Origin of the sequence: Paenibacillus sedimenti (assembly GCF_014534655.1) — a bacterium.
Classification (GTDB): domain Bacteria; phylum Bacillota; class Bacilli; order Paenibacillales; family NBRC-103111; genus Paenibacillus_E; species Paenibacillus_E sedimenti.
On sequence record NZ_JACVVD010000005.1, the window covers coordinates 211,646 to 233,673 of the forward strand.

At 47.3% G+C, this 22,028-nt stretch carries 22 protein-coding genes; 18 read left to right on the forward strand and 4 right to left on the reverse strand.

Annotated features, from left to right (window positions below):
- Nucleotides 1-77 precede the first annotated feature (77 nt).
- The gene (locus ICC18_RS16480) at nucleotides 78-413 is read right to left on the reverse strand and encodes a hypothetical protein (RefSeq protein ID WP_188175535.1); all 336 of its coding nucleotides are present in this window, start codon (nucleotides 411-413) and stop codon (nucleotides 78-80) included.
- Between the two features lie 305 nt (nucleotides 414-718).
- A complete protein-coding gene (locus ICC18_RS16485) occupies nucleotides 719-1,111 on the reverse strand; it encodes a DoxX family protein (RefSeq protein WP_188175536.1) in 393 nt (130 codons plus the stop codon).
- A gap of 122 nt (nucleotides 1,112-1,233) precedes the next feature.
- Here ICC18_RS16485 and ICC18_RS16490 point away from each other — a divergent pair, with 122 nt between their 5' ends.
- The 5 genes from ICC18_RS16490 (at nucleotide 1,234) to ICC18_RS16510 (ending at nucleotide 7,589) form a co-directional block, all read left to right on the forward strand.
- A complete protein-coding gene (locus tag ICC18_RS16490; RefSeq protein WP_188175537.1) occupies nucleotides 1,234-1,539 on the forward strand; it encodes a winged helix-turn-helix transcriptional regulator in 306 nt (101 codons plus the stop codon).
- 472 nt (nucleotides 1,540-2,011) lie between these two features.
- Nucleotides 2,012-3,271, forward strand: coding sequence for a histidine--tRNA ligase (gene hisS / locus ICC18_RS16495; RefSeq protein ID WP_188175538.1), 1,260 nt, complete (start codon nucleotides 2,012-2,014; stop codon nucleotides 3,269-3,271).
- A gap of 41 nt (nucleotides 3,272-3,312) precedes the next feature.
- Nucleotides 3,313-5,091 (forward strand): aspartate--tRNA ligase, encoded by a 1,779-nt coding sequence (gene aspS, locus ICC18_RS16500; RefSeq protein ID WP_188175539.1) that lies wholly within the window; start codon nucleotides 3,313-3,315, stop codon nucleotides 5,089-5,091.
- A gap of 54 nt (nucleotides 5,092-5,145) precedes the next feature.
- Nucleotides 5,146-5,901 carry a tRNA threonylcarbamoyladenosine dehydratase gene (locus ICC18_RS16505; RefSeq protein ID WP_188175540.1) on the forward strand — a complete coding sequence of 252 codons (756 nt, stop codon included), beginning with the start codon at nucleotides 5,146-5,148 and terminating at the stop codon, nucleotides 5,899-5,901.
- Between the two features lie 368 nt (nucleotides 5,902-6,269).
- Nucleotides 6,270-7,589 (forward strand): replication-associated recombination protein A, encoded by a 1,320-nt coding sequence (locus ICC18_RS16510; RefSeq protein ID WP_188175541.1) that lies wholly within the window; start codon nucleotides 6,270-6,272, stop codon nucleotides 7,587-7,589.
- On the opposite strand, the gene ICC18_RS16515 is transcribed toward ICC18_RS16510, so the two are convergent.
- Together ICC18_RS16515 and mnmA are read right to left on the reverse strand one after the other, a co-directional pair.
- Nucleotides 7,584-7,967, reverse strand: a complete 384-nt coding sequence (locus ICC18_RS16515; protein WP_188175542.1) for a DUF3889 domain-containing protein — start codon at nucleotides 7,965-7,967, stop codon at nucleotides 7,584-7,586. The genes ICC18_RS16510 and ICC18_RS16515 overlap by 6 nt on opposite strands.
- A 116-nt stretch (nucleotides 7,968-8,083) precedes the next feature.
- Entirely contained in the window at nucleotides 8,084-9,172 is a 1,089-nt protein-coding gene (gene mnmA / locus ICC18_RS16520) for a tRNA 2-thiouridine(34) synthase MnmA (RefSeq protein ID WP_188175543.1), read from the reverse strand.
- A gap of 239 nt (nucleotides 9,173-9,411) precedes the next feature.
- Here mnmA and cymR point away from each other — a divergent pair, with 239 nt between their 5' ends.
- The 13 genes from cymR to ICC18_RS16585 all read left to right on the forward strand — a co-directional run bounded on the left by cymR (nucleotide 9,412) and on the right by ICC18_RS16585 (nucleotide 21,910).
- A complete protein-coding gene (gene cymR, locus ICC18_RS16525; protein ID WP_188175544.1) occupies nucleotides 9,412-9,831 on the forward strand; it encodes a cysteine metabolism transcriptional regulator CymR in 420 nt (139 codons plus the stop codon).
- Nucleotides 9,832-9,840: 9 nt separating this feature from the next.
- Nucleotides 9,841-10,989, forward strand: coding sequence for a cysteine desulfurase family protein (locus tag ICC18_RS16530; RefSeq protein WP_188175545.1), 1,149 nt, complete (start codon nucleotides 9,841-9,843; stop codon nucleotides 10,987-10,989).
- Between the two features lie 95 nt (nucleotides 10,990-11,084).
- Nucleotides 11,085-11,609, forward strand: coding sequence for a PRC-barrel domain-containing protein (locus tag ICC18_RS16535; RefSeq protein WP_188175546.1), 525 nt, complete (start codon nucleotides 11,085-11,087; stop codon nucleotides 11,607-11,609).
- A 10-nt stretch (nucleotides 11,610-11,619) separates the two neighbouring features.
- Entirely contained in the window at nucleotides 11,620-11,823 is a 204-nt protein-coding gene (locus ICC18_RS16540) for a YrzR-like zinc ribbon domain (protein ID WP_163940154.1), read from the forward strand.
- 174 nt (nucleotides 11,824-11,997) lie between these two features.
- On the forward strand, nucleotides 11,998-13,068 hold the full coding sequence (locus ICC18_RS16545) for an AI-2E family transporter (protein ID WP_188175547.1): 1,071 nt from the start codon (nucleotides 11,998-12,000) through the stop codon (nucleotides 13,066-13,068).
- 1,074 nt (nucleotides 13,069-14,142) lie between these two features.
- A complete protein-coding gene (gene alaS, locus ICC18_RS16550; RefSeq protein WP_282559202.1) occupies nucleotides 14,143-16,770 on the forward strand; it encodes an alanine--tRNA ligase in 2,628 nt (875 codons plus the stop codon).
- A gap of 296 nt (nucleotides 16,771-17,066) precedes the next feature.
- Nucleotides 17,067-17,327, forward strand: a complete 261-nt coding sequence (locus ICC18_RS16555; RefSeq protein WP_134753304.1) for an IreB family regulatory phosphoprotein — start codon at nucleotides 17,067-17,069, stop codon at nucleotides 17,325-17,327.
- An 18-nt stretch (nucleotides 17,328-17,345) separates the two neighbouring features.
- Complete coding sequence (gene ruvX / locus ICC18_RS16560) at nucleotides 17,346-17,762, forward strand: Holliday junction resolvase RuvX (protein ID WP_188175549.1); 417 nt, start codon at nucleotides 17,346-17,348, stop codon at nucleotides 17,760-17,762.
- A 6-nt stretch (nucleotides 17,763-17,768) separates the two neighbouring features.
- Nucleotides 17,769-18,077 (forward strand): DUF1292 domain-containing protein, encoded by a 309-nt coding sequence (locus tag ICC18_RS16565; protein WP_188175550.1) that lies wholly within the window; start codon nucleotides 17,769-17,771, stop codon nucleotides 18,075-18,077.
- Entirely contained in the window at nucleotides 18,074-18,370 is a 297-nt protein-coding gene (locus ICC18_RS16570; RefSeq protein WP_188175551.1) for a DUF1292 domain-containing protein, read from the forward strand. The genes ICC18_RS16565 and ICC18_RS16570 overlap by 4 nt, the downstream gene beginning before the upstream one ends.
- 140 nt (nucleotides 18,371-18,510) lie before the next feature.
- Nucleotides 18,511-19,608, forward strand: coding sequence for an endolytic transglycosylase MltG (gene mltG, locus ICC18_RS16575; RefSeq protein WP_188175717.1), 1,098 nt, complete (start codon nucleotides 18,511-18,513; stop codon nucleotides 19,606-19,608).
- A gap of 27 nt (nucleotides 19,609-19,635) precedes the next feature.
- On the forward strand, nucleotides 19,636-20,565 hold the full coding sequence (locus tag ICC18_RS16580) for a peptidase U32 family protein (RefSeq protein ID WP_188175552.1): 930 nt from the start codon (nucleotides 19,636-19,638) through the stop codon (nucleotides 20,563-20,565).
- A gap of 61 nt (nucleotides 20,566-20,626) precedes the next feature.
- Complete coding sequence (locus ICC18_RS16585) at nucleotides 20,627-21,910, forward strand: peptidase U32 family protein (protein ID WP_188175553.1); 1,284 nt, start codon at nucleotides 20,627-20,629, stop codon at nucleotides 21,908-21,910.
- Nucleotides 21,911-22,028 lie beyond the last annotated feature (118 nt).

The following is a 22,028-nucleotide window of genomic DNA, read 5'->3' on the forward strand; positions in this document are numbered from 1 at the left end:
ATAAGAGCCTTACTACCATTGTATTCAGGTAGCAAGGCTCTTAGCTTTTTGTCAGATGGGGTTGACTGCGCTTACATTTATTCGACGGTGTCCGGAGCATCCGCTTCAGCTTCAGCGGATTCCTCATCGGCTTCTTCACTGTCCGCTTCTGTTTCCTCTACCGCTTCTTCCTCAGCTTCCTCTTCTGCTTCCCCATCCTCAGCTTCATCATCTGCAGCTTCTTCGGCAGCTTCCTCTTCCTCAACATCTTCCTCAACATCTTCAGCAGCTTCTTCTTCAGCTACCTCTTCAGCTACCTCTTCTTCGGCTGCCTCATCGTCCGCTTCCTCAGATACTACTTCTTCTTCGGCTTCCTCAGAGAAGAGCACCAATAGATCTTGCTGCTTTTCTTGAAACTCGTTTTGTGTTGTCATCGCAATCAGCCTCCTGAACGACTATTCAAGGTCAATCGCCTTGTTGTACATGTATATGTGAAAACGAGATGAATATACGGGGACAACATAATGAAAATTACTTGCAATACGGGAAAAATCTTTGTAACGTAAATGTAATTTAATTTTCATGTACCTTTAATCAAGTACGGATATAATAATCTTCGACCCCCTTTAAAATATATATTTACTTGGAGGCCTGCAAACATCGTGTTGCAGGCTATTTTCTTTGTTGACAGCAAAAAGCCGCCTAAAGCGATTAGCTTTGAAGCGGCTTTTGAACATTTTCATAACAAAGCATCAATGGAGTAGTCTCCAGCACCGATGAGTGCTATACCGGCAGCAATGGCAATTAGCGTTAAGTTGTATTCATACCCGTTCGATGTAGCCCAATACCCATTCTGGCCATGCACCTTTACTATGGCAACAACCATTGTCAATATAATAAGTGCGGCGCCGGCAACTGTCCATAATCCGGCAGCGAACAGCAATCCGCCAACGAGTTCAGCTAATCCGGCAAGAACGGCCATGAATACACCCGGTTTGATGCCAACGGAATCGAAAAATCCCCCTGTACCTTTTGGACCATAACCGCCGAACCAGCCAAATACCTTTTGCGCACCGTGAGCAGCGAATGTCAAACCGACAATTAAACGAATAATAAGTAAACCTAAAGCCATAACTAACATCTCCTTATATGATATATTTTGTTTAATAACTAACTTTATGTTAGTATATTATTATGAAGTGCTTACTTTTGTCAAGCGACTATGCTAAAATTGTTTATAAGGAGATGATTCATATGGAAGACTATCAACTGTGTCCTAAATTCGAGAATGCATTTGAACTTCTGGGAAAGCGTTGGACGGGACTCATCATTAATGTGCTGCTTTCCGGACCGAAGCGGTTTAAAGATATATCAGAACTCATCCCGAGTATGAGCGATCGAATGCTTTCTGAGAGATTTAAGGAACTTGAGGCTGCTGAGATCATCATCCGTCACGTTTATCCGGAAACGCCGGTGCGCATTGAGTACGAGCTAACGGAAAAGGGAAGAGGACTCAAGCCAGTAATGGAAGAGCTGCAGAAATGGGCAGATGCTCATTAATAGGATTGTTTGAAAAATTTACCATCTACATCCCTCTCTTGACTTTGGGACTGGTAATGATTACAATAAGCAATAATATAATTTGATACTTCTATGATCCATTGAAGGGATAAAGTAACTCGCTTCCACATAAGCAGAGAGGGAAGACATGGCTGCAAGCTTCCTTATGATGAGCGAACGAAAAGACCTCCCAGAGGACCGGTTGGGAACAGTATGATGGCAATCATTTGTATGTCATGTGCTTAGTAGCAGCTGTGCGTGTAACGGGCGTTATCCGTAAAGAGCAGAATTTCGTTGCCGCGGCCGTTGGCCGATCGTATACGTAATTCTGAATGTGGGTGGTACCACGGGTGAATTTGGTGATCAAATCTCTCGTCCCTGACTATATAAGTCGGGGCGAGGGATTTTTTGTTTTTTCAAAAAGGAAAACACGTACTGAAATTTTGGGGGACTTTAGAAGGAGGTTAATTCAATGAGTATTCAAAAGCCGAAAGGTACGCAGGATCTCCTCCCCGGTGAGGTTGAGAAGTGGCAGTACCTCGAATCAAAGGCAAGAGAGCTTTGCCGGAGATTTAATTACAAGGAGATCCGCACTCCGATTTTTGAACATACCGAGCTTTTCTCAAGAGGAGTCGGAGAGACGACGGATATTGTAGAAAAGGAAATGTATACCTTCCTCGACAAAGGAGACCGCAGCATCTCACTTCGGCCGGAGGGTACGGCCGGGGTCGTACGCGCTTATGTTGAAAACAAACTGTATGGCGAGCCTGATGTCAGCAAACTGTACTATGTGGGACCGATGTTCCGCTATGAGCAGCCACAAGCGGGTCGATATCGTCAGTTCCATCAATTCGGTATCGAAGCGTTCGGTTCCGTAGATCCAAGTATCGATGCTGAAGTCATTGCGCTGGGCTACACGTTCTATAAGGAAATCGGGTTAAAAGAAGTAAACGTTGAGATTAACTCTGTAGGCACGCCTTCAGTTAGAACCGTATATCGCCAAAAACTGCAGGAGTTTTTCGAGCCGGTGAAGGATAAGCTGTGCAAGGACTGCCAATCTCGTTACGATCGAAATCCAATGCGCATACTGGATTGTAAAGTGGATCAGAAATACGGCGAAGGCGCACCGGATATCCTGCAATATTTGGACGAAGAGTGTACGATTCACTTCCAATTGGTACAAGAGCACCTTGAGGGCATGGGCATTCCATTCCGAATCAATCCTCGTCTCGTTCGGGGACTGGATTATTACACGCATACCGCTTTTGAATACAAAGCGGCAGGTATCGGCGCTATCGATACAATTGGCGGTGGCGGGCGCTACAACGGCCTTGTGGAGCAAATCGGCGGCAATGATCAACCGGGTGTCGGTTTGGGGCTCGGACTGGAGCGTATTCTGCTCGTGCTGCGAGATCAAGGCGTCGAGGTTCCGAAGCCGGAGCCGCTGGATATGTACGTAATCGCCCTTGGCAGTGCTGCGGAGAAGGAAGTGACGAAGCTGGTTTATCAGCTGAGACAGCAAGGCATTGCTGTCGAAAAGGATTACCTGGGCCGCAAGATCAAGGCGCAGATGAAGTCGGCTGATCGTCTGAATGCTACTTATGTTGCCATTTTAGGCGATGACGAATTGGCTCGCGGGGAAATCACTTTGAAGAAGTTGGAATCAGGGGATCAACTGACCGTAAGCTTGGCGGATCTTGCAGCGAATGCGCCAAAGACGCTTTTTGCATAGATCATAACAAATTAATAAAACCTTATTAGGAGGAAAATGTGATGCTAAGAACACATCATTGCGGGCAGCTCACCAAAGCGCACGTAGGACAGACCGTTACACTGAATGGATGGGTACAAAGAAGACGTGACCTGGGGGGCGTGCTGTTTATTGATCTGCGCGACCGCAGCGGACTTGTTCAGATCGTTTTCAACCCTGATTTCTCGGGAGATGCGCTTGCAATTGCAGATCGCGCACGTAACGAATACGTGCTTGCGGTTCAAGGTAAAGTTGTTGAACGTGATGCCGAGACGATAAATAAAAATATCGCTACAGGCGAAATTGAAATCCAAGTCACAGAGATTGAGATCATGAACGCAGCGAAAACGCCTCCGTTCTTTATTGAAGATGGCGTAGATGTGGATGAGGCTGTTCGTTTGAAATATCGTTACCTCGACCTGCGTCGTCCTGAGATGCAAAGAACGCTCATGCTGCGCTCCAAAGCGGCAAAAGTGTTCCGTAACTTCCTGGATGACCAAGGTTTTATCGAAGTGGAGACACCGATTTTAACGAAAAGCACACCGGAAGGCGCTCGCGACTATTTGGTACCGAGCCGTGTGCATCCAGGCGAGTTCTTCGCGCTTCCGCAATCGCCGCAAATTTTTAAACAATTGCTAATGGTGGGCGGACTAGAGCGCTATTACCAAATCGCACGCTGCTTCCGCGACGAAGACCTTCGCGCAGACCGTCAACCGGAATTTACGCAAGTCGACATCGAAACTTCCTTCTTACCGCAAGATCAACTCTTGGATATTTTGGAAGAACTCGTTGTGAACCTGATGAAAGATACAGCCGGAGTAGACATTCCTCGTCCTTTCCAACGTATTACGTACGCGGATGCAATGGGCAAATACGGATCTGATAAACCGGACCTTCGTTTCGGTCTTGAGCTGGAAGACGTATCCGACATTGTTGCTGCTTCAGGCGTGCAAGTATTTGCAAATGTAATTAAAGGCGGCGGCCAGGTCAAAGCGTTGAATGCCAAAGGCTGCGGTACATGGAGCCGTAAGGAGATAGATGACCTTGGACCTTTCGCGGCGCGATATGGAGCTAAAGGCTTAGCTTGGATCCAAGTGAAAGATGGCGAATTCAAAGGGCCTATCGTTAAATTTTTCAATGAAGCTGAGATTGCTGCTTTGACAGAGCGTCTGGGCGCCGAAGAAGGCGACTTACTGCTCTTCTCCGCAGATAAGAAGAAGGTCGTTGCAGACGTGCTGGGCAACCTTCGTTTGAAAATCGGCCGTGATCTCGGTCTTATCGACGACTCCCAATTTAAGTACGCTTGGGTTGTGGACTTCCCGCTGCTTGGCTATGACGAAGAAGAGAAGCGTTATGTGGCAGAACACCATCCGTTTACGCGTCCAAAAGAAGAAGATCTGCATTTCTTCGACACAGATCCAGGTCAAATTCGTGCTCAAGCCTATGACTTGGTGCTTAACGGCTACGAAGTGGGCGGCGGCTCTATGCGGATTTACAAGCGCGAAGTACAGGAGCAAATGTTCAAAGCTCTTGGCTTCTCCAAGGAAGAAGCGGTTGAGAAATTCGGCTTTCTGCTTGAAGCATTTGAATACGGTACGCCTCCGCACGGCGGTTTCGCCTTCGGTTTTGACCGCTTGGTGATGCTGATTACCGGCCGCACGAATTTGAGAGAAACGATTGCCTTCCCGAAAACGGCAAGCGCGACAGACCTGCTGACCGATGCACCGGGCACAGTCGACAACAAACAGCTGGAGCAGCTGTCTATCCGGTTAGCGCTGAAGCAGCCTGCTGCTAAAGCCTAAATTGACCCCAAAAAAGTCCATACCTATTCAAGAAAGAGGAAGTGAAGTGTTTCCATGCTTCATCAATTTTCAAGAACGGAATTAGCGATTGGCCCTGAAGGCCTGGAAATAATGAAAAACAGCACTGTAGCCGTTCTAGGCATCGGCGGTGTTGGTTCCATTGCCGCTGAAGCTCTGGCACGTACAGGGGTTGGACGGATCATTCTGGTCGACAAGGATGTTGTCGACATTACGAATATTAACCGCCAAATCCACGCGCTTACGACGACTGTAGGGCAGCCAAAGGCAGAACTGATGCGCGAGCGGATTAAATTAATTAATCCGGATTGCGACGCTATCGCGCTGCGCATGTTCTACACGGAAGAAACGTATGAGCAGTTCTTTGAGTATCCACTAGACTATGTTCTGGACGCGAGCGATACGATCTCTTACAAAATTCATTTGATCAAGCAGTGCCTGGAGCGTAAGATTCCTATCGTTTCAAGCATGGGCGCTGCCAACAAAATGGATCCGTCACAATTTAAAGTGGCGGACATCTCAAAAACGAGCATGGACCCGATCGCCCGTGTGGTTCGTCACAAGCTGCGCAAGGAAGGGATCAAGAAAGGCGTAAAGGTCGTATTCTCGACTGAGCAGCCAATCAAGCCGCGTGAGGATGTTACGCAGCAGATCGTACCTGAGAATGCGCCGGAAATTCGCAAGGCCCAGATGCCGCCGGCGAGCAACGCTTTCGTACCTCCGGTAGCTGGCCTGATCATGGTTAGTGTGGCCGTAAAGGACCTATTGGAAAAAGGACAAAAACAAAGCTGATATAAAAACGGGATGCCCATTTTGCAAGGGGCATCCCGTTTTTATATCATCTGATTCGCTTTCGTGGATTCTGCCACATTTTAATCCATAATCCGCCATCTTCATCTCGAAACATGCGAATGCCTAGCAGCTGCAGAGGTGTCCATATGTTCTTGTAATGATAATATGGCATTTAACTCTCCATCCTTCCTATTTCTATCTGATACAAATTGTATCAGGGCTTTATGGAGTTTACCACATCCTCTGGTCGGATTTACTAAAAATTCATGTTGATTTTTGTCGAATCACTCCATTGATGACACTGTTAGTGAAGGAGGTTATAATAGACTTTACGTGAAACTTGAGTTAAGCAAAGGAATTGACCAATTATGGATTTATTCACCTATGCATCCGGTCAAGAACCCAGCGGTAAGCTGCTAGCAGATCGGATGAGGCCTACAACGCTTGAAGAATATATAGGGCAAGAGCATATCATTGGACACGGCAAGCTGTTAAGACGAGCAATTGAAGCTGATCAAGTATCCTCAATTCTTCTCTACGGCCCGCCAGGCACGGGAAAAACAACGCTTGCAAACATTATCGCGAATCGGACGCAAGGCGAGTTCATCAAGCTGAATGCCGTAGATGCTTCGGTGAAAGACGTGCGCGATGTGATTGAACAAGCGAAATCCAATAAGGCGTTATACGGCCGTAAAACAACGCTTTTCCTGGATGAGGTGCATCGCTTTAACACCTCAAGGCAAGATGCGTTGCTGCCTGCTGTGGAGCAGGGCATTCTGATCTTCATCGGCGCGACGACCGAGAACCCGTTTCACCATGTGAACGGTGCCTTGCTGTCGCGCTCGACGCTGTTTCAGCTCGAGGCCCTCACGGCCGAGCATGCGCTCATCGCCATGCGCCGGGCGCTCACCGACCCCGTGAAGGGGCTCGGCTTCATGCGCCTCCATGCTCACGAGGAGGCGTTGGGGCACATCGCGCGGATGGCCGTCGGCGACATCCGCCGTTCGCTGAACGCGCTGGAGCTGGCAGCGCTGACGACTTCGCCTGAACCGGATGGCACGGTTCAGATCACTCTGGAGGTGGCGGAGGAGTCGATCCGCCGCCCGATCGTGAAAGCGGACGAGTCGACGCAGTACGACGTCTTGTCCGCCTTTCACAAAAGCTTGCGCGGCTCCAGCGACGCCGCGCTGTTCTGGTTCCTCTATGCCGTTGAAAAGCTCGGCATGGATCCCATGACATTCCTGAGGCGCCTAATCGTCATGTGTAGCGAAGATATCGGTTTAGCCAATCCGCAGGCAATGGTACAGTCCGTAACTGCCATGGACGCTTACCACAAGATCGGCTGGCCAGAATCGAAGTATGTCATTTCCCAGGCAATATTGTTTGCCGTAGAGAGCCCTAAATCTAACTCGATCCCGATTGCCATCATGCGGGCTGAAGAGCTCATGGAACGGGTAAAGAACGCAGATGTGCCTCTCCATTTAAGAGATACGCATTACAAGGGCGCAGAGAAGCTTGGACACAAAGGTTATATGTATCCGCATAATTATCCTGGGCATTATGTTGAACAGCAATATTTGCCGGATGAGATCAGGAATGAGGCTATCTTCATAGCCAGCGAGCAAGGAACCGAAGAAAAAATGAAGTTGAATCAACAAAAAAGAAGAGGGAAACCTGCGAATTCATAATACCCGCAGGTCCCCTCTTTTTTCTTGCTCCATAATGATTGTATATACTTTTTCGGTAACCGGATTGTAACGGATCGAAACGATTAGCGGAAATTCCGAACCGTTTTTCTTTACCCAGAAACGGAATTGCTGCTGAGCAACCCCAGGGGCTACGTCCGTGCGGCCCAAATATTTATAGTCTAATAAGGTATAGATCTTACCCGCCTCATGAAAAGCCATGCGACTCCATTTTGCATACTCGGGTTCAAGCGCTCGAACGAGTTCCTTCACCTGCTGCTGTACGACAAATGTAGCTTCGCTCATCGCTTTAGCAGGAGCTGATCGACATCCATACCAACATGTACAAAAGACGAGAAGTACGGCTGTTGCTTTGTTCATTCACCCACACCCTTCACAATTATCGTGTGCGAAGGCTGTGGACTACATACTACTGTGAAGCAGGTAAATTCCAACAGGCCTGAAGCATTAACACGGTATACCGCTTTGAAAATATCTTACTTATGCACCTTATCAATAACGCCTCCGCCTAAACAAACGTCACCGTCATAGAAAACGACAGATTGTCCAGGCGTTACTGCTTTTTGCGGTTTGTCGAAAGTTACTTCACAGATTCCATTCTCGTCAAGAGTTAATGTTACGCCTTGATCCGGCTGACGATATCTGAATTTCGCGGTGCATGTGAAGGCGCCGACAGGCTTGTTAGGGCTAATCCAATTCACATCGGTTGCGGTTAGACCTTTGCTATAGAGTCCAGGGTATTGCTCGCCTTGCACAACAAGGAGTTGGTTTTTCTCCAGATCCTTATCGACGACAAACCAAGGCTCGCCTGTGCCGGAACCGCCAATACCAAGGCCTTGACGTTGACCGAGCGTATAATACATAAGCCCGTCATGACGGCCTTTCACTTCTCCGTTACGAATGTCTACCATGTTGCCCGGTTTGGCAGGAAGATACTGGCTCAAGAACTCCTTGAAATCCCGCTCTCCGATAAAGCAGATCCCCGTGCTGTCTTTTTTCTTTGCCGTCGCAAGTCCAGCCGCTTCGGCAATATCGCGAACCTTTGGCTTCGGCAAATGCCCGATCGGGAACATCGCTTTGGAAAGCTGTTGTTGGGTAAGAGCATTCAAGAAATAGGTTTGATCTTTGTTAGGATCGTTGCCCCTAAGCAGCACATACTCACCATTATGCTCTTTAACCTGCGCATAGTGGCCGGTAGCGATGTAATCGCCGCCCAAATCCAAAACCTTTTGAAGCAGCTCGCCGAATTTGATTTCGCGGTTGCACATGACATCGGGATTCGGCGTACGGCCCTTGGCGTACTCGTCCAAGAAATAAGCGAACACTTTGTCGTAGTATTGCTTTTCGAAATTCACTGTATAAAAAGGGATATCGAGCTGGTCGCATACCCTTCTGACATCCTCTGCGTCTTCTTCTGCGGTGCAATGGCCGAATTCATCGGTATCGTCCCAATTTTTCATGAAAATGCCGATAACTTCATAGCCCTGCTCCTTCAGCAGAAGCGCAGCGACGGAAGAGTCGACACCTCCGGACATACCCAGAATGACCCGTGTTTTTTTGTTCATAGCTGTATTCCCTCATTTCTATCATGCAACTTAGTGAAACTCTCACCATTATACATGTCCCTTATAAAAAATTAAAATATTTCATGAGAATGTCATTGTTTTTTCCCCACACTACAAGGAATTATGATAACATATATATGATACACGGATGTTTAGGAATGTTTTTGGTTAAAATGGAAACGCTGTTTAGCATGATAGGGACGACCTTGATGGCATAAATGTTGAATGAGGTGTTAGTTTTGAAAATTTCCACAAAAGGCCGCTACGGTTTAACCATCATGATGGAGCTGGCCAATCGATTCGGTGAAGGACCGACTTCACTCAAAAGCATTGCGGAAAAGCATCAGCTTTCCGAGCATTATTTGGAACAACTCGTGGCTCCGTTGCGTAATGCAGGTTTGGTCAAAAGTATTCGCGGGGCATACGGTGGCTATATTCTTTCGAAATCCCCTGAGCAGGTGACAGCGGGCGAGGTTATTAGGGTGCTGGAAGGACCAATCAGCCCTGTTGATTTTACGGAAGAAGATGATCCGGCGAAACGCGATCTTTGGATTCGTATTCGCGATAGCATCGCTGAAGTATTGGATTCTACGACGCTGGCGGGCTTAATCGCTTTTCAAGATGAAGGCAAGCATGACAACTATATGTTTTATATTTAAAGGTGCATTATGAACCCCATATATCTAGATCATGCGGCGACAACACCCGTACATCCCGAAGTCTTGGAAGCGATGCTTCCTTTCTATACAGCTTTTTTTGGCAATCCTTCTAGTACGCACAGCTTCGGAAGAGCGACAAGAACCGCTCTGAATCGCTTTCGCGACTCGATGGCGCTCTCGTTGGGCTGCTTGCCAGCACAGCTGATTTTTACTAGCGGCGGGACCGAGAGTAACAATATGGCGATCTTCGGGGTGCTGAACGCAAACAAGCAAGGCAAGAAGCATATCATCACCACTCAAATTGAGCATCATGCCGTTCTGCATCCTTGTGAGCGTCTGGAGAGTCTCGGTTACGAGGTGACGTATCTTTCAGTAGAACCGACTGGTCTTATTCAAATTGCGGATATAGAGGCTGCTATTCGTCCCGAAACGGCTCTTATATCAATCATGTATGTGAATAATGAAGTGGGTACGATTCAGCCCATCGAACAAATCGGTCACCTAGCCCGCAGCCGTCAAATCCCGTTTCATGTAGATGCGGTGCAAGCTTTAGGTAAACTGCCGCTGAATCTGGGTACGCTCCCTGTTGATTTGATGAGCTTATCCGCTCATAAAATAAATGGTCCTAAAGGCGTTGGTGCGCTCTATATTTCCAAGAACACCATACTGATGCCGCATATATTCGGCGGTTCTCAAGAACGAAAGCGCCGCGCCGGAACGGAAAATGTAGCGGGTATCGCAGGGTTCGCGAAAGCCGTCGAAGTCAACTTGCCTAAGCTGGAAAGCTCGCAACTAAAAGCAGCTGAATTTCGTCAAATTATGGTAAGTACATTAGAGCAGCAGTTAGGCAGCGAGAGTTTTATTATTAATGGTCACAAGGAACAGTGTATCCCGCATATTCTTAACATCAGCTTTCCAGGTGTCACGACGGAAACTTTGCTAATGAATCTGGACTTGGATGGTGTGGCAGCCGCAAGCGGCTCAGCATGTACTTCGGGTTCGCTTGAAGTCTCTCACGTGTTGAAGGCGATGAAGCTTCCAGAAAATGTTACAGCCTCCGCGGTTCGCTTTAGCTTTGGAATGGGGAATTCTATAGAGCAAATCGAATCAGCTGCCCAAAAACTTGCAACCATTGTCAAGCGATTGCGTACTACATAGTACCGGGTGGTTCTATTCTGGGGCACCCACAAAGTAAATGGACTAAGCTTTGTAGCAGTTCGTCACTTTGTGGGTTGATTTAGGGGGTATAAAGCTTGCGCAAAGCGCACGATCTCATCGGACTTCCTGTACTGACGGTTGAATCCGGTAAGCAAATAGGTCAAGTCAAAGATTTGCTGTTAGACCCGACATGGAACATACGAGGTATCGTACTTGAGACGAAGCATTGGTTCTCTTCCCTTCGGTACATTCCGTGGGAAGACCTTATAGCTGCCGGTGAAGATGCCATTACCATACCAAACGACAGTGTCATACAAGAGCTGGAACAAGCTGATGGTCATCAGTATGCTCTGCTTGAAGGAAGCCGCAAGATTAAAGGACTACCGATTGTTACTGTGGGCGGCCAGCAATTAGGCATGGTAGAAGATGTTTATTTAAACCTGGAATGGGGAACACAAATAGTAGGCTATGAATTGTCCGAAGGGTTTATTTCTGATTTGAAGGAAGGGCGTAGATGGCTTCCCATGCCGGAATCGGCAACCAAAGGGGAAGATGCCATTATCGTGCCTGTACATTGTACTCAGGAACTTGAAGAGCTCTTCGTATCCAAAGAAGAATAGGGTGAGTAACATGATGCGTTGTCCAAATTGCAATTCCAAAGATATCGGGAAAATCGGTTCCCATCAATTTTACTGCTGGGGCTGTTTTATTGAGCTCAGCGTAAACGGCGACAAAATGTCCGTGTATCAAGTAGAGGAAGACGGAACTTTAAGTTCCCTTGACGATTTATTTTTTGAGGAAGAAATTCCGCAAGTTCACGTACACGCCAATTAATTCGTACATGTAGAATTTATGGAACGTCATTTATCAAGAGCTGCACTAAGGCTCTTGAACGAATGACGTTTTTTTTGCATCTGCAGCTTTGTCTACGCTTCTTCGGGTTAATTTTCATAGGTTGTACATATACTGTATTAGCGAAACCTTATGCCTGAATCCGGGGTGAAACTAATGGAACGTTTTTGGAAAAATAAATGGTTTGTTGGGCTTGCGTATACGCTGCTTGCGCTGGCAACCCTTTATATGTTACTGCAAATCAAGCCGATTCTACTTACTTTGTTTCGATTTCTTAAAGCTATCCTCACACCTTTTTTTATCGCGGTGATTATCTCATATATTTTGAATCCGGTTGTCAATGTTCTCAATCAGCGCAAAGTACCAAGAACCATTGCCGTGCTTCTCATATACAGTGTGTTCATTTCTTCATTAACTGTCATTGTAATGAATATGACGCCCATGTTTATGAAGCAATTCGCTGAATTAAATGAACACATGCCGGAAATGGCGGTACGCGCACAGTCTCTGGTGGATGGTTTCAATAAAAATCAGTTGCTGCCTGACAGTGTCCGTACAGGTATCAATAATTCGCTGACGAAGATAGAGAATGCAATCTCGCAGGCGATATCGAATTATGTGAATCAAATCGGAAATATGATCAATATGCTGTTTATCGCTTTCATTGTACCGTTCGTTGCGTTTTATATGCTGAAGGATTTTCAGCTTATGGAGAAAACCGCATTGGCTGTGGTGCCGAAGGAACATCGCAAGAAGACGGTGAAACTGCTGATCGACATCGATACGGCTCTCGGTAATTACATTCGCGGTCAACTACTGGTGTGTTTGATTGTTGGGATTCTTGCTTATATCGGATACTGGCTGATTGGGATGCCTTATCCGCTGCTCCTTGCGAGCGTTGTAGCGATATTCAACATTATTCCATATATGGGGCCTTTCTTTGGAGCGGCACCCGCGATCATCATGGCGTCAACGGTTTCATTAAAAATGGTTTTATTCGTCTCATTGATTAATTTAGCCGTACAGATATTGGAAGGAAATGTGATATCCCCGCAAGTTGTTGGGAGAACGCTGCATATGCATCCGTTGTTAATCATCTTCGCGCTACTTGTTGGCGGGGAAGTGGCAGGGATCGTAGGACTTATTTTGGCTGTTCCGTTTTTTGCCGTGTTGAAAGTGATTATTCAGCACGTATTTCTGTATTATGTTCATCGCCCGACAGTTTGAGCACATGCACAGAACCCCTCTGAACCATGACTTGCGGGATCATGGACCAGAGGGGTTCTGCACGAGGGTTGAGGATATGAAAGGAGTGGCAATACGTAAACCATCGAAAGGAGCCACAAAAATAAGTCTATGGTTCTTATTCCCTTCGATAATGAAAATCATTATCAATAACTTTATTATACTTCCATTGAGAATCATTGTCAACTAGATGCATCTCAATTTTTTAAGTTTTTATTTTTGTCGTCGCCTAGGTCATCGTCTTCTTCTTTCTGCTCCTTTTGCCGGTCCGATTAGGGATAAAAGCAGCAAAGACGAAAAATCCATGACTGGAACCTCCTGTGGTTCTTACTCGGTTTATTTGATTATTATTACGATACCCAGAGATCCAGGTTTCAAGACGATACGGCTCATCACTTCATGTTGACACACCCGATGCATAAAGTTATAATTTGCCTTATCTAACACTAATGTAAAACGTTGATGAAACTTAAGTAAGCCATAGTCCATCGTCAGAGAGAAGGTTCCGATTCATCGCATGAAGTGCTGAACACGGCTGCAAGAACCTTTCGGTGCAAGGATGGCCCAACGCTCGTTTCGGAGTGTGGATGAACTCCACCGGTTGGACCCGTTACAGATCCGCACAAGGAGATTGTGTTTGTTAAGTCTGTCATAGACAGAAATCCAAGCGCAATAACCAGGGTGGTACCGCGATGATTCGTCCCTGTTTAACTGCAGGGGCGATTTTTATTTGTATGACCCCCTAAATCGCGTAAGACCCCCTAAATCCCCCTAAAAGGGGGACCCCAGAGGTTTCGTCCCCTGGACCACGAGCGGATTGGATAGTGAGTCCGGACAGGCGCTAGAATGATGGGGGCAAGGGATGGAGCGCTTTCGTCCTCTACATTCCGGCAGCCTTGTAGCCGGAACATTGTAGAGGACACGCTTGTACGTTTGCGTGAGGGGAGTTCGAATGCGGCCGCGCTGCGCTTGGACTGTTCGAACTGAAAGAACCAAGAACAAAGAACATAAGAATTTTAAAGAAAAAACATAAATAAAAACGGAGGCATGAGACAAATGAAAGCAAGTGAAATTCGTTCAAAATGGTTGCAGTTTTTTGCTGGTAAAGGTCATAAGGTTGAGCCAAGCTCATCGCTTGTTCCGCACAACGATCCGTCTTTGTTGTGGATCAATGCGGGAATCGCGCCGCTCAAGCCTTATCTGGACGGCCGCGTCATTCCAGAAAATCCGCGGATTACAAATGCTCAGAAGTGTATTCGCACGAACGACATCGAGAACGTCGGTAAAACACGCCGTCACCATACTTTCTTTGAAATGCTTGGAAACTTCTCCATTGGCGACTACTTCAAGAAAGAAGTCATTCCTTGGGCTTGGGAGTTTCTGACGGATCCGCAATGGATCGGCTTTGATCCGAATCGGATCTCCGTAACGGTTCATGAGGATGACGAGGAAGCTTACGAGATTTGGAACAAGCAAATCGGAATTCCTGAAGAGCGAATTTATCGTTTAAAGGAAGATAACTTCTGGGATATTGGCGAAGGTCCTTGCGGTCCATGCACCGAGATTTTCTACGACCGCGGAGATAAGTATGGCGATCTTTCGGATCCGGAGTGTTGGCCTGGCGGCGAGAACGAGCGTTTCCTCGAAGTATGGAACCTGGTATTCACACAGTTTAACCATAACAAGGACGGCAGCTACACGCCGCTGCCTAACAAAAATATCGATACTGGCGCAGGTCTAGAGCGCTTTGCTTCCATTTTACAAGATGTGGATTCGAACTTCGATACAGATCTATTCAAACCGATCATTGACAAGACCTGTGAGCTTGCCGGCGTAAAGTATCACGTGAACGAAGAGCACGATGTTGCGCTTAAAGTAATCGCTGACCATATTCGTACAGTTGCTTTCTCTGTTGGCGACGGCGTGCTTCCTTCCAACGAAGGACGCGGATATGTCATTCGCCGTTTGCTGCGCCGAGCTGTCCGCTACGGTAAAGTGCTCGGGATGGACAAGCCGTTCCTTCATAAACTGGTGCCAACCGTTGGCGAAATTATGGGCGTCTATTACACTGAGGTCGTCGACAAAGCCGAGTTCATTGAGAAAGTGATCCGCACCGAAGAGGAGCGTTTCCATGAAACGTTGAGCGATGGTCTTAACATTCTTGCAGAAATGGTTGAGAAGACCCGTCATGCAGGCGGCAGCCAGATCAGCGGACCTGACGCGTTCAAGCTGTACGATACGTACGGATTCCCATTTGATTTGACAGAAGATTTTGCTGCTGAAAAAGGAATGACGGTTGATCGTGAAGGGTTCGACGCTTCCATGCAGGAGCAGCGTGACCGTGCCAGAGCAGCTCGTCACGATGAAGCCGGCATGAAGGTACAAGGCGGACCACTGGCTGATTTCACGGTTAAAAGCGAATTTGTTGGATATAATGAGTTGGTAGTTACTGCTAATATCGTAGCGATCGTTCATGAGAATGAGTTTGTCGATATCGTAGGCGTTGGTGAGACTTGCCAAGTCATCCTTGACCGTACTCCTTTCTACGCTGAGAGCGGCGGTCAAGTGAGCGATCACGGTACGATTTCTAATGGACAAGTAACGCTGATAGTAGAAGATGTGAGCAAAGCGCCTCATGGGCAACACGTTCATAGAGTGGTCGTGGAATCCGGCGTACTCCGCAAAGGTGATACGGTCGAAGCGGCTGTTGCATCTGCTCCGCGTGGAGACATTATCAAGAATCACACAGCAACACACTTGCTGCACAAAGCGTTGAAGGAAGTGCTTGGCACGCATGTGAATCAAGCTGGATCGCTTGTTGAGCCGGATCGTCTCCGCTTTGACTTCTCGCATTTCGGCAGCATCAGCGCCGAAGAACTGCAGGATGTCGAACAGCGTGTTAACCGACAAATTTGGAATAACATCAACGTAGATATTTCGCTTAAAGCCATTGCGGAAGCAAAAGCAATGGGGGCTATGGCTTTGTTCGGTGAGAAGTACGGCGACATCGTGCGCGTCGTGCAAGTTGGCGAATACAGCCTTGAGCTTTGCGGTGGCTGCCATGTACAGAATACCGGGCAAATCGGACTGTTCAAAATCGTCAGCGAGTCCGGCATCGGCTCCGGTGTTCGTCGGATCGAAGCTGTAACCGGCCGCAGCGCATACGAGTTCCTCGACGGGCAGCTGCAATTGCTGAAAGAAGCAGCAGGCATGCTGAAATCAAACGTTCAGGATGTACCTAAACGTCTGGAGAGCACCTTGCAGCAAATGAAAGAATTATCGCGTGAGAATGAATCTTTGCGAAGCAAGCTTGGACGCATCGAGGCTGGTTCGCTGTCGGATCAAGTGAAGCAAGTAGGCGGCGTCAACGTACTCGCAGCGCAAGTGAATGCAGGAGACATCGATTCGCTGCGCAACATCGTAGATGAAATGAAAGTGAAGCTGGGTTCAGCTGTTATCGTACTCGGTGCACCCGCTGACGATAAGGTTAACCTTGTTGCTGCGGTCACGCCTGACCTGGTTGCCAAAGGCTTCCACGCAGGCAAAATTATTAAAGAAGTTGCCTTGCAATGCGGCGGCAGCGGAGGCGGTCGGCCGGATATGGCGCAAGCCGGCGGTAAGGATGCTTCCAAACTGCAAGCAGCACTAACAAGCGTAGAAGGACTCGTCTCCCAATTCGCATAAAAAGGATGTTTAAAAAGTCCACTTTGATAACGAAGTTATTCAAGAAGTATTTCGGCATCGAATCTTGAACGAATCCGGGAAGTCCGGTACTCACGTAGTACATCACTACGCTCCGTTCCTCCTTCTCCGGAGTTCGTCCAACCTTCTCGGTTCTGAAAGCGGACTTTTTAAACTTGTATTAGAATTATTTTTCAGTGGGACAGGAATTTTTAAACCCATAGAGAATATATCACAGTATACACGTAACAATTTCTATAATTTGACAAAGGTATCAAGCGGAAAGTGGGGTGCTCCTGATGAGTTCCATGGATAAAACGATGAAGTTCAACGTCAAGGCGGAAGAAATCGAGACATCACCGAAAGAAGTGCTATTAGCGGTCTACGATGCTCTTCAGGAAAAAGGGTATAATCCGATTAATCAGATTGTCGGATACTTGCTTTCCGGAGATCCTGCGTACATTCCAAGACACAACAATGCCCGAAGCCTTATTCGCAAACGCGAGAGGGATGAACTGATCGAGGAGCTTGTACGTTCATATCTGGGCCAACACAAATAGAGGGAAAAGAGAACCGGCATGAGATGGATGGGCTTGGATTATGGGGACAAAACAATCGGCGTCGCGCTCAGCGATGAGCTTGGCTGGACCGCTCAAGGGCTGGAAGTCATTCAGCGGCGTAAGCCGGAGAACGACCTAGAACGACTGGAAGCGATTGTCAGGCAGTACGAGGTCACCGAGATTATCGTAGGCTTACCCAAAAATATGAACAATACGATCGGTCCTCGCGGCGAGTTGGCCATCGCATTTTCTCAGGAATTACAGCAAAGACTAAATGTACCTGTGCATTTGTGGGATGAGCGATTAACGACCGTTGCTGCGACAAGGACGCTGCTGGAAGCCGATGTGAGCCGCAAGAAGCGGAAGACGGTCATCGATAAGATGGCCGCACAGCTTATCCTGCAAGGGTACATGGATGCTAATATGAAGAGGTGAACGAACATGTCCAAAGAAGAATTGCGTGAAGAAGAACCCGAAATTATTTACATCCCGGACGATGAGGGCAACGAAGAAGAGTTCGAGGTCATCATGAAATTCGAAGTGGACGGTTCCGATAAGAAGTACATGATGGTCGTTCCACTCGATGGCGGAGACGAAGAAACGGATGAAGTCTATGCTTTCCGCTATGAGGAAGACGAAGATGGCGAGGACTTAAAGCTTTTCACGATCGACGACGAGGAAGAGTGGAACATCGTAGAAGAAACGTTCAACACCTTAATGGCTGAGTATGATGAGGAAGATGAAGCATGAGTGTAACGCAAACGGACGTATTGCGGAATGCTTATGGGGATGATATCATTTTGTTTGATGAGCAGAACGAGTCTACGGTTTATCATCTTCTGAAGGAATTCGTTTACGGCAATAATACGTATGCTGTTTTGCAGTCCGATGCGCTCAAAAAGGAAGACGATGTCGCCATTTTTAGAGTCGTGAAGAATTCGGATGAGCAGTATGAGCTGGAAACGATCGAGGATGACGATGAATGGGAAACCGTAGCGGAGCTCTATGATGAAATGGTGTTTCCGGTGCAGGACGACTTGTAAAAAGTATTCACCCGAGCGGAGCGCATCCGCTCTTTTTTATTTGTTGGTATTTAAACGGGGGCTCCCCCAAAAGTAATCGGAGTTAGCTACTTAGGGCTTCTTCACTTTTGGGGGACCAAAGGAGGATCGTCGTGAACGAAATGTTGGATCACTTGAACGGAGCGGACAAGCCCAAACGAAGCAAGCTCAAGCTAATATGGCTTATTATCGGCTTGCTGCTGCTAGTTATCATCGGGTTTGTGAGCGGCGTAGGCCTATATATAGCGAATGCGCTTCAACCGATGCCTGCCTCAGAGCAGGATGCGCGAGTGTCCATACCGCAAGGAGCGGGCTCGGGGGACATAGCGAAGGAACTTGAAGCCAAAGGACTAATCAAGAATTCATCGATTTTTACTTATTATTTGAAAGTGAAAAAACAAGGCTCACGTTTCCAAGCCGGGGAGTATAGTATGAAGCCCGGCATGACGTTTGATGAGATGATTGAAAAGCTGAATAAAGGCGAAACCGTGAAGGAAGAAGTTATTCGTGTGACGATTCCGGAAGGCTATACGATCGAGCAGATCGCTGATAAGCTGGGAGATCAAACGCCTTGGAAAGCGGATGTATTTTTGCAGCTGGCGGATGCACAGTCGCAGTTCAAGTCCGATGCCATCGGTACGCTTCCCGATAACAAGAACATTAAGCACCGTTTGGAAGGTTACCTATTCCCGGAAACGTATGAATTCAAGAAAGGCTCGACCGAGCAACAATTCATCGAGCGTACAATTCAAGAGCTTGATAAAAAGCTTGCGACGCTGCCTTCGGATTGGCAGGACAAGCTTCAGGCGCGAGGGCTCACTGTCCATCAGATGCTGACTATTGCATCTCTGATCGAGCGCGAGGTTGTTGTTGACGATGAGCGGGCTCTTGTATCGGGAGTTATTAACAATCGTTTGACAAAGAATATGCCGCTGCAAATAGACGCGACGGTGCAATATTTATTCGGTAAGCCCAAGGAACGGCTTCTGGAAAAAGATTTACAAATCCAAAGCCCTTATAATACGTATCTGAATCCGGGATTACCGCCAGGACCGATAGCCAGCCCTAGCTTAGCTTCAATCAAAGCGGCTGTGTATCCGGAGGAGACGAAATACTTGTTTTATGTGACGAAGAAGGACGGCACGAAGGGACATTTATTTGCGGAAACGTTCGATGAGCATAAGAAGAATATCGCAGCAAGTAAGAAGGCAGCAAATTAGTTATTCGACAGAAGGAAGGGTTCACACTTGAAAAAACCGGAGTTAGTAGTTAGCAGCGGCTCTGTCACTGAGCTGAAGCGTCTGATCGAAGCAGGCGCGGATGCCGTCATTGTAGGGGAAGAGCGCTATGGATTGCGCCTTCCAGGAGAGGTGCAGCTCGCGGAGCTCCAAGATGCAGTAGCATGGTCTCATGAGAGAGGCGCAAAAGTATATGTAGCGGTGAACAATATTTTTGATAATGATAGCTTGGAAGGGCTGTTCAACTATCTTACGCAGCTTCAGCAGTTCGGCGTAGATGCGGTCATATTCGGCGATCCAGCAGTACTGATGGCTGTGAGGAGTTTAACAAATCCAATTAAGCTGCACTGGAACGCAGAAATGACATCAACCAACTATGCGACCGCCAATTATTGGGGGCAGCAAGGGGCTTCCCGGGTCGTTCTGGCCAGAGAATTGAATATGGAGCAGGTGCTGGATTTTAAGCAGCACACCGAGCTTGAAGTCGAAGTCCAAGTACACGGGATAACCAATATTTATCACTCGAAGCGCGAGTTGGTCAAAAATTATATGGAGCATCAAGGTAAAGATGCATCATCGCAAGACCGATCTATGGAGCGCGGACTATTTCTGATCGAGCACGAGCGCCGGGATCAGCGTTATCCTGTCTACGAGGATCGCAATGGGACGCACATTATGAGTTCGGAAGATATTTGCATGTTGGAAAACTTGCCTGAGCTGATGGATGGACAAGTCGATAGCCTGAAGATTGAAGGTCTTCTGAAATCCATAGAATATAATGAGACGGTTGTAAGAAGTTACCGTGCGGTAATTGACGCTTATGCGGCAGATCCTCAGGGTTATACGTTCAATCAGGAATGGTTGGATGCTATTGCAAAACTGCAGGACCCGGAACGGGAATTGTCTTATGGTTTTTTCTACAAAGAACAAGTGTATTAAGCGGATGCTTACGAAGCCAGTTTTGCTTCGCAAAACTTTTAGAAAGCAGGTGTTATCCAAGATGACGACAGCAGTAGAAGCAAGAGCACGAGGCAGGAGAGTACGTTTGGATAAGCCGGAATTGCTAGCTCCCGCCGGCAGTTTGGAAAAGTTGAAGTTCGCGATCCATTATGGAGCGGATGCGGTATATATCGGCGGACAAAAGTATGGATTACGTTCGAATGCAGATAACTTTACGCTCGAAGAAATGCGCGAAGGCGTAGAATTTGCTAACCAATATGGGGCAAAAGTATTTGTAGCGACGAATATTTATGCACATAACGAAGATATAGACGGATTGGACGATTATTTACGCGGGCTTCAAGAGGTTGGCATTTCGGCGATCATTGCGGCAGATCCGATCATTATGCTGACGGCCAGAAGAGTTGCGCCTAAGCTCGAAGTGCACCTGAGCACGCAGCAGTCCACGATGAATTGGCAAACCGTGAAGTTCTGGAAAGAGCAGGGCATCGAGCGCGTCGTTCTGGCGCGTGAAGTGAGCATGAAAGAAATCGATGAGATTAAGCGTCATGTTGACGTGGAGATCGAGGCTTTCATCCATGGTGCGATGTGCAGTTCCTACTCCGGGAGATGCGTGCTATCTAACCATTTCACAGATCGCGATTCGAATCGAGGCGGTTGCTCGCAATCATGCCGCTGGAAATACGATCTGTTTGCCAAGGATCAGCCTCTTTCTTCGCCGCTGGCAACCGACCTGCCGCTATTTAGCGACGATGATGATGCTTTCACGATGGGTTCCAAGGATCTCAGCATGATCGAGCACATTCCTGAAATGATCGAATCCGGCGTGGATAGTTTTAAAATTGAAGGGCGCATGAAAAGCATTCATTATGTGGCAACTGTGGTCAATGCGTATCGCCAAGCAATCGATGCTTATTTTGCTGATCCGGAGCACTATAAATTGAATCCGCTCTGGCAGGACGAAATCTTCAAAGCAGCGAACCGGCCGCTGAATACGGGCTTCTTCTACGAGGCACCGGGGCATGAGGATCATATTTTTGAACCTGAGGATAAAGTCGTCGGTTTCGATTTTGTCGGTCTGGTTATGGATTATGAGAAAGAAACAGGCATTGCTGTCATTCAGCAGCGGAACCATTTTAAGCCTGGTCAAGAGGTTGAATTCTTTGGCCCGAACGGTACCCATTTTAAGCAAAAGGTCGGTACGATTTGGGATGAGGGAGGCGGGGAACTGGACGCGGCAAGACATCCTCTGCAAATGGTTAAAATCAGAACGGAGCATCCTGTGAATAAATGGGATATGCTGCGCAAGAAAACAGGTAAATAGTACCATGGAAGCTTTCTCCAGAGTGGGTTATATTGGAGAAAGTTTCTTTTTTTTTGGTTTTAGGCACGTAAAATAAAGGAAAATGTTAAATGATGTCGAATTTGTTAACTCACGGACA